The organism is Robiginitalea insularis, from assembly GCF_052497835.1.
Genome location: NZ_CP199296.1, coordinates 2,473,698 through 2,486,009, shown reverse-complemented (window position 1 = coordinate 2,486,009; position 12,312 = coordinate 2,473,698). Strand labels below are relative to the sequence as shown.

At 47.1% G+C, this 12,312-nt stretch carries 9 protein-coding genes; all 9 read left to right on the top strand.

What is annotated here, in order from left to right; all coding sequences use genetic code 11:
- The first annotated feature begins 33 nt into the window (after positions 1-33).
- The 9 genes from ACT6NV_RS11235 (at position 34) to ACT6NV_RS11195 (ending at position 12,299) form a co-directional block, all read left to right on the top strand.
- A complete protein-coding gene (locus tag ACT6NV_RS11235; RefSeq protein WP_445384544.1) occupies positions 34-1,212 on the top strand; it encodes a lipoprotein N-acyltransferase Lnb domain-containing protein in 1,179 nt (392 codons plus the stop codon).
- Positions 1,209-3,074, top strand: coding sequence for an ABC-F family ATP-binding cassette domain-containing protein (locus tag ACT6NV_RS11230; protein ID WP_445384543.1), 1,866 nt, complete (start codon positions 1,209-1,211; stop codon positions 3,072-3,074). The genes ACT6NV_RS11235 and ACT6NV_RS11230 overlap by 4 nt, the downstream gene beginning before the upstream one ends.
- Before the next feature lie 12 nt (positions 3,075-3,086).
- A complete protein-coding gene (locus ACT6NV_RS11225; RefSeq protein ID WP_445384542.1) occupies positions 3,087-3,578 on the top strand; it encodes a hypothetical protein in 492 nt (163 codons plus the stop codon).
- Between the two features lie 21 nt (positions 3,579-3,599).
- Positions 3,600-3,767 (top strand): hypothetical protein, encoded by a 168-nt coding sequence (locus ACT6NV_RS11220; protein WP_445384541.1) that lies wholly within the window; start codon positions 3,600-3,602, stop codon positions 3,765-3,767.
- A 27-nt stretch (positions 3,768-3,794) separates the two neighbouring features.
- Complete coding sequence (locus tag ACT6NV_RS11215) at positions 3,795-4,373, top strand: cob(I)yrinic acid a,c-diamide adenosyltransferase (protein ID WP_445384540.1); 579 nt, start codon at positions 3,795-3,797, stop codon at positions 4,371-4,373.
- 132 nt (positions 4,374-4,505) lie between these two features.
- A complete protein-coding gene (locus tag ACT6NV_RS11210) occupies positions 4,506-4,730 on the top strand; it encodes a DUF2795 domain-containing protein (protein ID WP_013551418.1) in 225 nt (74 codons plus the stop codon).
- 207 nt (positions 4,731-4,937) lie between these two features.
- Positions 4,938-8,300 (top strand): preprotein translocase subunit SecA, encoded by a 3,363-nt coding sequence (secA, locus tag ACT6NV_RS11205; RefSeq protein ID WP_445384539.1) that lies wholly within the window; start codon positions 4,938-4,940, stop codon positions 8,298-8,300.
- 175 nt (positions 8,301-8,475) lie between these two features.
- Positions 8,476-9,693, top strand: a complete 1,218-nt coding sequence (locus ACT6NV_RS11200; RefSeq protein ID WP_445384538.1) for a sensor histidine kinase — start codon at positions 8,476-8,478, stop codon at positions 9,691-9,693.
- Between the two features lie 89 nt (positions 9,694-9,782).
- Positions 9,783-12,299 carry a M14 family zinc carboxypeptidase gene (locus tag ACT6NV_RS11195; protein WP_445384537.1) on the top strand — a complete coding sequence of 839 codons (2,517 nt, stop codon included), beginning with the start codon at positions 9,783-9,785 and terminating at the stop codon, positions 12,297-12,299.
- Positions 12,300-12,312 lie beyond the last annotated feature (13 nt).

Below are 12,312 nucleotides of genomic sequence, written 5' to 3'. Positions count from 1 at the left end.
TTTGATTCCCCCATGACCCATGAATGCTGCCAGATGAAACTTAGTTACTGCCTTATATTCTTTTTATTCCTGGGGATCCCAGCTACGGTTCAGACTCAGGAAATCTCGCTGGGGCCGGAAGCTAAAATAAGCGTCCTGAGTTGCGGCCCCGGAGAAGACCTCTATGCCTCTTTTGGCCACAGCGCCTTCCGGGTGCAGGATCCGGCCCAGCATATAGACTGGGTATTCAATTACGGTACTTTTGATTTTGATACGCCCAATTTCTACCTGAAGTTTGCCCGCGGCAAACTCCTGTATGCGTTAAGTTTGCAGCGCTTTGAAAATTTCCTGTATACCTATCAGCTTGAAAACCGTTGGGTACGGGAGCAAATACTGGACCTGGATGCGGAACAGCGCAACAGTCTTTTTAGGTTCCTGCAGGAAAACCACCGCCCTGAAAACCGCTATTACAAATACGATTTCCTTTTTGAGAACTGCGCGACCAAAATTCCAGAGGTTCTCAAAACAGTACTCGGTCCTGAACTGGGATATGAGTATACATTTGCAAAAACTGACCGAAGTTTCAGGGACCTGATACAAATGAACCTGAGGCGGAACAGCTGGTCGAGCTTCGGTATTGACCTGGCCCTTGGTGCTGTAATAGACCGCCAGGCCCGTCCGGAGGAATTTATATTCCTGCCTGAATTTGTTTACAGCCAGATGCAGGAAGCAAGTTTGGATGGCAAACCACTGGTTCAGCGGGAGCGCCTTATTTTAGATTTTAATAACCCGAATGTCGATACATATTTTACGGTAACCCCACTTTTCTGGCTGCTAATTTTGTTACTCTTTACCATGGCCTTTACGCTGATAGATTACAGGAATGATACAAGAAACCGCTGGTTTGACTTCCTGCTCTTCAGCTTTAGTGGTTTGTGCGGCCTGGTTATCGCGTTTTTGTGGTTTTTTACGGATCATACCTCCACACAGTGGAATGCCAATATCCTGTGGGCCTTTCCTGTTAATCTCATTTTCGCTTCTCTGCTGATACAGAAGTCGCCATCGTCAAAATATCTTATGCCCTATTTATGTCTCTTACTGGCCTTTTTAGGAATTGCCATCATTCTCTGGATTGCGGGTATACAGGAGTTTGCCCCGATAATCGGTGTATTATGGGGCTGCCTTGGCCTGAGGTATGTCTTTTTGATCTGCCATTTTAACCCCCGCCTGTGAACCTGCTGAGTGCTGAAAATCTTTCTAAGAGTTTTGGGGAACGAAACCTCTTTACCGATTTGTCTTTCGGGATCAATCAGGGTCAGAAGATTGCATTGATCGCCAGGAACGGGACAGGGAAAACCACCCTATTGAATATACTGGCAGGAAAAGACCAGGCAGACTCGGGCAGGCTCAGTTTCCGCAAAGGGCTCAAAATGGCGTATTTGGAGCAACAGCCGGAACTGGACCCCGGTCTGACCGTTGGGGAAACGCTTTTTAGTTCTGAAAATGAGGTAATCGGTATCATTGCCAGATATGAGGAAGCCCTTACAAAACCTGAAGATCAAAAAGGCTACCAGCGGGCTTTTGAAGCAATGGAACGAGCCAATGCCTGGGACCTGGAAACCCGTTTCACTCAAATCCTGTCCAGGCTGCAATTAAACGACCAAAGCCTTAAAGTTGCCACCTTGTCCGGGGGGCAGCGCAGGCGCCTGGCCCTCGCCCATGCGCTTATTGACGACCCCGAACTGCTCATACTGGACGAACCGACAAACCACCTGGACCTGGAGATGATCGAATGGCTGGAATCGTATTTTGCAGCACACAACGGCAGTCTTTTTATGGTTACCCATGACCGGTATTTCCTCGACCGGGTCTGCAATGAGATACTGGAACTGGAAGACGGGCAGCTGTACACCTACAAAGGAAATTACGCTTATTATCTGCGAGAAAAAGAAGCCCGCTCCACCCTGGAAGCAGTTAATGCACAAAAAACAAAGGCTTTATACAAGAAGGAATTGGAATGGATGCGCCGGCAACCCAAGGCGCGGACTACCAAATCCAAATCCAGGATCAGTGATTTTGATGAGATAAGGGAAAGGGCACTAAACCGGCGTAAGTCTCACCAAATGGAACTGGAAATCAACATGCAACGCCTGGGTACCAAAGTGGTGGAGCTGCACAAAATCTCCAAATCCTATGGAGACAAATTACTATTTGAGCCCTTCACCTATACCTTCAAAAGAGGTGAGCGGGTGGGGCTGATAGGGAAAAACGGAACAGGGAAGACCACTTTTCTGAATATCCTGACCGGGGCAATACCTGCAGACAGCGGAAAGGTGGTACACGGAGAGACCCTACAGATAGGATACTACACCCAGGCAGGGCTGGATATTAAAAGCGGGCGTAAAGTCATTGATGTGATCCGGGATTATGGTGACTATATACCCCTGAAACAGGGTCGGCAGATATCCGCCCAGCAGCTGCTGGAACGCTTTCTTTTCGATCGGAAAAAGCAGTACGATTTTGTGGAAAAACTCAGCGGGGGAGAGCAAAAAAGACTTTTCCTCTGTACGGTTCTCATACAGAATCCCAACTTTCTTATACTGGACGAGCCCACAAACGACCTGGATATCCTGAGCCTGAATGTACTGGAAAACTTTTTGCTGGATTATCCGGGGACCCTTCTGATCGTATCCCACGACCGCTATTTTATGGATAAAATCACGGACCATCTTCTGGTTTTTGACGGAAAGGGGAATATTCAGGACTTTCCTGGTAATTATTCGGACTATCGCGATTTCGCAAAAACAGAAGAGGAAAAACAACCCAGGACAACACCACGGACGGACCAGAGCGAAAAAAGGAACGAGAAATCCCGGAAACTCAATTATTCTGAACAACAGGAATTCAAAAAACTCGAAGAAGCCATTGCCGGTCTGGAAGCGCGCAAAGCGACCATAACGGGGCTTTTTTCAGATCCCGAGCTTGAAGGGGAAACGCTCAATGAATTGTCTAGGGAGCTTTCTGAAATTGTATCGAAACTGGAATCCAAAACGGAACGCTGGTTCGAACTGGCTGCCATTGCAGAAGGAGAATAAAGCAGATTACCCATGTTAAACCGAATTCTATTTTGGCTTCAATCCAAAAACCGCCATGGAATCCATTCTCCTTTTGTCTATAATTTTTTGGACAAAGCCCTGTATAAGAAGTATTTACAAAAATATCCTGTCCAAAAAAGACTCCTCCTGGCCATCACAGATTACCTCCCCATAAAAAAAGTTGGGTACCCGCCTGAAGCAGTCGAATCCTTTAAATGGCTTGTTCAAAAGAGGGCTCAGCTGGAAGAAGGCCCGCCACCTTATGACCTGTATATTTTTGATCGGCCTTCGCAAAACTTTCTGCAAATGCTGGGCCGGAAGCATTTCTGGCATAACAACAGTGTTGTTTTTGTCGGCAAGCTGGATCGAAAAAAGCCGGATTTCGCCTTTTGGAAGCAGGCCTGTGGGCTGGCAGGTGTCTCTGTGATTCTCGAGGGGTATAGCGCGGGCCTCATATTTTTCAGGAAGGAACAGGCCCGGGAGCATTTTAAAATCCGGATTTAAAGGAGTAATTTTAAGGCCGTTATGAACAATGTTATATTCTACATTCTGGGAGGGCTGCTGGCCGTGTATTTCCTGATTGCCATGTATAACAAAAGACAGGGGCGCCAGAGAAAATCCAGGTCATTTATGGAAGGAAGGCGTCTGAGGGACCGCAGGGAAGATCGGGACAATTCCCGGTCGGATCAATAGCCGGTCTGAACAATTTTTTACTTTGCTATGAAAATTTACACAAAAACAGGGGACCAAGGAACTACCGCTTTGTTCGGCGGAACCCGGGTTCCCAAACACCATATCCGTATCCAGAGTTACGGGACTGTAGACGAATTGAACTCCTGGCTGGGGCTTATCCGGGATCAGCCCATTGAGGCCCGGCACAAAAAGGTCCTGATGGGGATACAGGACCGTCTCTTTACAGCCGGGGCCATGCTTGCCACTGATCCCGAAAAGGCGACAGACAAAAAAGGGAAAGAACGCCTGAACATTCCTAAAATCCAGTCTGCCGATATTGAATTCCTGGAAAAAGAGATGGACACTCTGGACCTGGAGTTACCCCCTATGACACATTTCGTACTCCCCGGCGGAAACACTGTTGTGTCATACTGTCATATTGCCCGGACCGTTTGCAGAAGGGCCGAACGAATGACTACCCTTTTACAGGAACAAAGCCCGGTAGATGCATTGGTCCTGGCATACCTGAACCGATTATCTGACTATTTGTTTGTCCTTTCCCGAAAATTGGCAAAGGAGTGCGATGCGGATGAAATAAAATGGATTCCGGACCGCAAACAGGAATAATTTCACAATTTCTTCGTTCTATTTTTGCTTAATCCGGATTTTTTGATTTATTCTGGTAAATAACCGTCTAATTTCTTGGCGGTTTAGGTTTAAAAATTATTTTTGCAAAAATTATAAAACACGCGAATTACGATGTACTGGACATTAGAATTGGCCTCCTACCTGAGCGATGCTCCATGGCCCGCCACCAAAGATGAGTTAATTGATTACGCCATCCGCACCGGGGCTCCGCTCGAGGTTGTGGAGAACCTTCAGTCCATGGAAGAAGAAGGAGGTGAAATTTATGAATCCATCGAAGAGATCTGGCCGGATTATCCCACGGAAGAAGATTACCTCTGGAACGAGGATGAATATTAAAAGCCTCTAAATAACCTAAAAAGTCTCATCAGAGGCTTTTTTTTTATGTAATTTTGACAGCCCTGTCAGGTTAGGCGGGGGTGTTGATGAAATTGGAACGCCTTTTGAGTACCATCAACGACGTTTCGCACAAAAACGCCATTATTACCACGGCGGCTGTTTTCAGAATAACTTCCGGGGAACGGCACCAAAAATATACTAGCAGTTATGAGTTTTATAAATACCGTCCTTAAGGCTTTCGTCGGAGATAAGGCCAAGAAAGATGTTAAGGAATTACAACCTATAGTAACGCAAATTAAAACCTTTGAAGCTTCCCTCGAAAAGCTCAGCCACGATGAGCTCCGCCAAAAAACGGTAGCCTTTAAGGAGCAGATTCAGGAAGGGATTCAGGAAATTCAGGCACAGATAAGCGAACTGAAAAAACAGGTCCAGGAATCTGACGACATAGACCAGAATGAAGAGCTTTATGCGCAGATCGACCAGCTGGAGGAACAGGCCTATGAAAAAACCGAAAAAATCCTGGAAGAGATTCTTCCTGAGGCGTTTGCCGTTGTAAAGGAGACCGCCAAAAGATTTGTAGCCAATGAAACGCTTAAGGTAACTGCCTCAGAATTTGACCGTTTCCTCTCCGGAAACAGGGATTATGTGCAGCTGGATGACCAATATGCCCTCTGGAGCAACTCATGGGATGCTGCCGGAAAGGAAGTGACCTGGGACATGGTTCATTACGATGTTCAGCTTATTGGGGGAATTGCGATGCACCAGGGTAAAATTGCAGAGATGCAGACCGGGGAAGGAAAGACGCTGGTAGCTACACTGCCTGTGTACCTCAACGCCCTTGCGGGCAAAGGCGTGCATTTGGTAACGGTTAACGATTACCTGGCCAAGAGGGACAGCGCATGGATGGGACCCATCTTTGAATTCCACGGGCTCTCTGTAGATTGTATTGACAAACACCAGCCCAATTCTGAAGGCCGCAGGACTGCCTACAATGCAGACATTACTTACGGAACCAATAATGAATTTGGCTTTGACTACCTCAGGGACAATATGGCCCATACCCCCGGGGACCTTGTACAGCGACCCCATAACTACGCCATTGTGGATGAGGTGGATTCCGTACTGATAGACGATGCCCGGACACCGCTGATTATTTCAGGACCGGTCCCGGAAGGAGATCGCCACGAATTCAACGAGCTCAAACCCAAGGTTTCAGAACTGGTCCAAAAACAGCAGCGCTATCTCACCGGCGTCCTGGCTGAGGCCAAAAAGAAAATATCCGAGGGAGATACCAAAGAAGGTGGTCTGCTTCTGCTCAGGGTTCACCGCGGGTTACCCAAAAACAAGGCCCTTATAAAGTTTCTCAGTGAAGAGGGAATCAAACAGCTCCTTCAAAAGACTGAAAACTTCTATATGCAGGACAACAATCGGGAAATGCCGACTGTTGATGCCGAGTTGTTGTTTGTAATAGATGAGAAAAACAACCAGATTGAACTGACAGACAAGGGAATACAGTACATTTCAGACGATCAGCAGAAAGATTTCTTCGTTATGCCCGATATCGGGACAGAAATCGCCAAAATCGAGAACCAAAACCTGGAAATAGAAGAAGAGGCCGAACTCAAGGAAGAGCTCTTCAAAGACTTTGCGGTCAAAAGCGAGCGCATCCATACCATGACACAATTGTTAAAAGCCTATGCCCTCTTTGAAAAAGATGTGGAATATGTGGTTATAGACAACAAGGTAATGATAGTGGATGAGCAGACCGGACGGATCATGGAAGGACGTCGCTATTCAGACGGCCTGCACCAAGCTATAGAGGCCAAGGAAAGTGTAAAGATCGAAGCTATGACCCAGACTTTTGCCACGGTTACGCTTCAGAATTATTTCAGGATGTACCGGAAGCTTTCCGGGATGACAGGAACGGCTGTAACGGAGGCGGGGGAATTCTGGGAAATCTACAAACTGGATGTAGTGGAAATCCCTACCAACCGCCCCATCGCCAGAGACGACCGCCATGACCTCATCTATAAGACCAAACGCGAAAAATACAATGCCATTATTGACGAGGTAACGGAGCTTTCCAATGCGGGCAGACCTGTTTTGATCGGAACCACTTCGGTTGAGATTTCGGAGTTACTCTCCAGGATGCTCAATATCCGCAAAATGCCCCATAATGTGCTTAATGCAAAACTGCATAAAAAGGAGGCAGACATTGTTGCAGAGGCTGGAAAGCCGGGGGTTATAACTATAGCGACCAATATGGCCGGTAGGGGTACGGATATCAAGCTGACCGAGGAGGTTAAGAAAGCAGGAGGATTGGCTATTATCGGTACCGAAAGACACGATTCCCGAAGGGTAGACCGACAGCTAAGAGGTCGATCCGGACGGCAGGGAGATCCGGGAAGTTCGCAATTTTATGTTTCCCTGGAAGACAACCTGATGCGATTATTTGGTTCGGAACGCGTGGCTAAGATGATGGACCGGATGGGGTTAAAAGAAGGGGAGGTGATTCAGCACTCCATGATGACCAAATCCATAGAACGGGCCCAGAAAAAGGTTGAGGAAAACAACTTTGGGATACGAAAGCGCCTTCTGGAATACGACGATGTAATGAACGCGCAGCGGGAAGTGGTTTACAAGCGCAGACGGCATGCACTTCAGGGAGACCGCCTCAAGGTAGATATCGCCAATATGATTTACGATACCTGTGAGGTAATTGCAGAGACCAACAAAATGGCTGGCGATTACAAGAATTTTGAATTCGAACTCATCAAATTCTTCTCCATAACCTCACCAATTGAAGAAGGGGCCTTTGGCAAAATGAGTTTCCAGGAGATCGCTCAGAAAATTTATGCCGAGATCTATACCCATTATCAGGACAAAATGCAGCGATCCGCTGCAACTGCCTATCCCGTAATCAAAAAGGTCTACGAGGATAATGCCAATAATTTCGAGCGTATTGTAGTCCCTTTTACAGACGGTATTAAAACCCTGAACGTGGTAACCAATCTAAAAGATGCGTATGAAAGCAACGGAAAGCAGCTGGTTACTGATTTTGAAAAAAACATTACGCTGGCCATCATAGACGAGGCCTGGAAGACCCACCTGCGCAAAATGGATGAGTTAAAGCAGTCGGTGCAATTAGCTGTCCACGAGCAGAAAGACCCTCTTTTGATTTATAAATTCGAAGCTTTTGAGTTGTTTAAGGGCATGATCGAAAAAGTAAATAAAGAAGTGGTCTCCTTCCTGTTCAAGGGAGAACTGCCCAGCGGGAATACTCAGGAGATACAGGAAGCCCGGCAGGTACGCAGGCCTAAGGAAAAGTTACGCACTTCTAAGGAAGAAATTCCGAACAGCGATGAACTGGCCGCCCAGAACCGTGCCGCAGGGCAGCATCAGGGACAGCGTCCTCAGGTTACGGAAACCATCACACGTGAAAAACCAAAAATTGGGCGAAACGAACGGGTCACCATTAAAAATGTGATGTCCGGTGAGAATAAAACCTTAAAGTTCAAGCAGGCAGAACCCCTTATTGCTAAAGGCGAGTGGGTGCTAATTGAAGATTAAGACTCCAAAGCGTTTAAAAAGATCCCTCTAGCGGGATCTTTTTTTTTGCAGATACTTCCTTCCTATCCCGATTTTGAAGCATATCAAAAAAATATAAGTAGATTTACGTCAGCTAAGGATACAACCCGTTTAAACAGAGTATTTGCATATGTCCGAAAAGCCGATTTTCATTAAGATGAAAAAGAAACTGAAGCATCAGGAACGGCTTAGAGATAAATCTGCCCTATTCTTTAAACTCAGTAGCCTAGCCTCTCTCTCTGCCCTGATATTAGGGTTGCTCTGTTTTTTCCTGTTGAATATCCGGGAAATTATTCCCTGGGTGCTTTCAGCATTCGCCATATTAAATGGGCTGAACATACTGTTGTTTCGCTTCCATCAAAACCTGGATATTGCCTACCACATCAGTTCTGTTATGGCGCTGGTTGGAACCCTGACCATAACCCTTTACAGTGGTGGAATCAGCAGCCCTTTCCTCTTTATATTGGCATTATTGGTCTTTACGGGCTATGTAAGTACACGGACCTATGGCAGAATCTACCTCGGGGTAAGCATTGCAGTAGCCCTTTTGCTATTTATCCTGCAGAAGAGCAGCTACGGCTTGCCGGAATCTGTAATTCCCGGGCCATCTGAGGAGCCCTTTGCCCTGATGATCCTATTATTGGTCGTTCTGATGATGGGCGCAGGTTATGGTCGCTACCTGCTCAGCACCCACCATAGACTTTATCACGTAAAGGGAGAAGTGGAACAGCGCCTTCAGGAAAAAGAAATGCTTTTGAAAGAGGTGCACCACCGGGTAAAAAATAACCTTCAGACCGTTTCCAGCCTTTTGAGGATGCAGGGCCGTGAAATTGAAGATCAAACCACACGGAATCTGATCAGGAGCAGCCAGAACCGGGTAGTTTCAATGGCCATGGTCCATGAAATGCTCTATATGCGGGAAGACCTCTCAAAAATTCAATATCGATCCTACGTGGAAGAATTGGGGGAATACCTGATCAAATCCATTAAAGGACCTGAAAGCAAAATTAAACTGAATATCGATATTCCACAGATTGAACTTGGTATCGATACGGCTATCCCGCTCGGGCTGCTTATCAATGAAGCGGTTACCAATGCCCTGAAATACGGCTTTAAGGATCAGGATGAAGGGGAGATCAGTATTGTACTGGAAAAGGAAGATGCCAGTGAATACATTTTAAGAATCGGTGACAACGGGATCGGATTCCCCGAGAATATCGATCACAAGACCACAAAATCCCTTGGGTTAAAACTGATACACAACCTCAGCCGCCAGCTCAAAGGCAGCGTCATCAGGGATTTATCCAAAAAGGGGACCTACTACATCATCCGATTCCAGGAAACCAATCAGAATCCGCTTCATACCCTGAGCTGAACCGGGTACCATTTCCGGTGCTAAAGGCCTCAAAGTATCTGCCAATTATTCTTATATTTAGAATTCATTCTTAATAGAAATTCCAACCCATGCGCAAGCTGTTTTTTTATCTGCTCCTGCTGAGCATTTCCATTTGTTATTCACAGGATTATTTTCTCAAACAATACGAACCTTTTGACCCGGACATTCCTTCTCCGGAAGATTTTCTGGGGTACGGGATAGGATCGTACCACACCCGCCATGATCGTATTGTGCATTACCTGCAAACGCTGGCTGCCGCTTCAGACCGCGCCGAAATTGAAGTATACGGGGAGACCCATGAAAAACGCAAGCTGGTTATCCTGCGCATTAGTTCGGCTAACAACCTTCAGAACCTGGAATCCCTTAAGCAGCGCCACCTGAGCTATGTAGACCCGGCGGTAAGCCCTGCTGTGGATGAAAGCCTGCCAGCCTTCATCAACCTGGGTTACAATGTACACGGAAATGAACCTTCCAGCTCAGAGGCGGCCATGCTGACTGCTTATATCCTCCTGGCTTCTCAAAACCCGCAAATTGTACGTTACCGCAACGAGGCCGTTATATTCCTGGATCCGACCATCAATCCGGATGGAAGGGACCGGCATACCCAATGGGCCAATTCCTACCGGGCCAACCCCCTGGTTTCGGATCCGCAGGATGCAGAACACAATGAGTATTTCCCCGGGGGGCGTACAAACCATTACTGGTTTGACCTAAACCGGGACTGGCTTCTGGCCATCAACCCCGAGAGCCGGGGCAAATTGAACTGGTACCATACCTGGTATCCCAATGTGGTTACGGATTTTCACGAAATGGGAACGCAGAGCACCCACTTTTTTGAACCTATGAAGGCCAATGGTTCTTTGGATCCCATCATGCCCAAAGAAAATTACGAAGACCTGAATGAACTTTTTGGAACCTATTTCGCCAGTGCCCTGGACAGCATTGGTTCCCTCTACTTTACAAAAGAGGTATTCGATGGAACCTATCCGGGATACGGTTCCTCCTATCCCGACTTACAGGGAGGGTTGGGCTTGCTTTTTGAACAGGCCAGTTCCCGCGGACATTCTCAGAAAACCGCTTACGGAACCATCGATTTTCCCTTTACGATCCGGAACCAGCTGGTCTCCGGGATGGCAACGGTAAAAGCCGCAGTGGAGAATAAAAACCTGCTTAGGAAATACCAACAGGATTTCTTCAAATCCGCCCTCTCCAAGGCCTCCGCCTCCAGAATACAGGGGTATCGTATAGAAGAAAAACAGGATAAAAACAGGATGAAGGCTTTCCTGGATAAACTACTCATCCATCGCATTGAGGTTTATAAGGATGGTCCGGACGCCTTCGTGATCCCAACCCGTCAACCTCAATACCGTATGGTTCAAACTTTCTTTGAAACCTATAATCAATACAGGGACAGTGTCTTCTATGATGCCTCGGCCTGGTCAGTTGCCAATTTCTACAATATTGACTACCGGCCACTGCGCAGCTTGAATCGTGGGGAGGCTGTTACGAGTACAGAAGGGCTTTTCCCGGTATCCCCGGTACAGCAGTCCGACTATGCCTATATTATTGACGGCAATGACTACAATTCCATAGCCCTTGCCTATCAGCTGCAAAAAGACGGAATTGTTGTTGCGACAGCCTTTAAACCCTTCACCACCCGGGTAAATGGGGTGGAAAAAAGCTTTGATTATGGTAGTATGGTTATTGCCGTGGGCCCGCAGGAAAAATCACCTTCAGAGATATACAAAAAGCTTTCCGCAGCCCAGACTCAATTTCAGGTACCCGTTTATGCCGTGCAATCGGGCTATCACCTCAAAGGTGTAGATCTGGGCAGCCGCTATATACAGCCCATGGAACAACCCAAGGCGGCCATGCTGATAGGGGAAGGTGTTCGTTCCTACGAGGCCGGGGAGGTCTGGCATCTGCTGGATACCCGGGTACATATGCCGATCACAAAGCTCCCCTTAAGGGATTTTGACCGCATCGACCTGAAGAAATACAATACCCTGGTAATGGTCAGTGGCCGGTATCGCCTGACTGATAGCCAGCAACAGCGTATCAAAGACTGGGTAGCAGCGGGAAATACCCTGGTAACCATAGCCGGGGCGGCTTCCTATGTTATCGACAAGGAATGGGTAAGCGAAAAGCGCCGTAAAGCCGAAAATGACAGTACTGCGATAACTGAGCGACTTCCCTATGTGGATGCCCCGGAAAATATTGGCAAAGAAAGTGTTGGGGGGGTTATTCTGGAAGTAGATCTCGATCCCACTCACCCCCTGGCTTTTGGTTATGGCAATGCGAAAATTCCAGTCTACAAGAACAATGAGGTGTGGTTAGAACCCAGTAAGAACCCCTATTCAACGGTGGCGCAGTATACTGAAAACCCTCATATAGACGGGTTTTTAACTGAAAAAAATAAAACTGAGTTCCTGAAAGGAGCTGCCTCTCTCCTGGTCAGCAAACTGGGCAGTGGCAGGGTAATTCTCTTTGCCGATAACCCCAATTTCAGGGGGTCCTGGTATGGTACAAACCGCCTTTTTTTAAACGCGCTGTTTCTCGGGAATCATATTCGTGTTCCCGAATAAACCTCAGATAATC

What these genes read in the sequence shown, in the direction of transcription:
- ACT6NV_RS11220 (WP_445384541.1), top strand. Translation starts at nt 3,600, where the DNA reads ATGAACAATGTTATATTCTACATTCTGGGAGGGCTGCTGGCCGTGTAT.
- ACT6NV_RS11225 (WP_445384542.1), top strand. Translation starts at nt 3,087, where the DNA reads ATGTTAAACCGAATTCTATTTTGGCTTCAATCCAAAAACCGCCATGGA.
- ACT6NV_RS11200 (WP_445384538.1), top strand. Translation starts at nt 8,476, where the DNA reads ATGAAAAAGAAACTGAAGCATCAGGAACGGCTTAGAGATAAATCTGCC.
- ACT6NV_RS11210 (WP_013551418.1), top strand. Translation starts at nt 4,506, where the DNA reads ATGTACTGGACATTAGAATTGGCCTCCTACCTGAGCGATGCTCCATGG.
- ACT6NV_RS11235 (WP_445384544.1), top strand. Translation starts at nt 34, where the DNA reads ATGAAACTTAGTTACTGCCTTATATTCTTTTTATTCCTGGGGATCCCA.
- ACT6NV_RS11195 (WP_445384537.1), top strand. Translation starts at nt 9,783, where the DNA reads ATGCGCAAGCTGTTTTTTTATCTGCTCCTGCTGAGCATTTCCATTTGT.
- ACT6NV_RS11215 (WP_445384540.1), top strand. Translation starts at nt 3,795, where the DNA reads ATGAAAATTTACACAAAAACAGGGGACCAAGGAACTACCGCTTTGTTC.
- secA (WP_445384539.1), top strand. Translation starts at nt 4,938, where the DNA reads ATGAGTTTTATAAATACCGTCCTTAAGGCTTTCGTCGGAGATAAGGCC.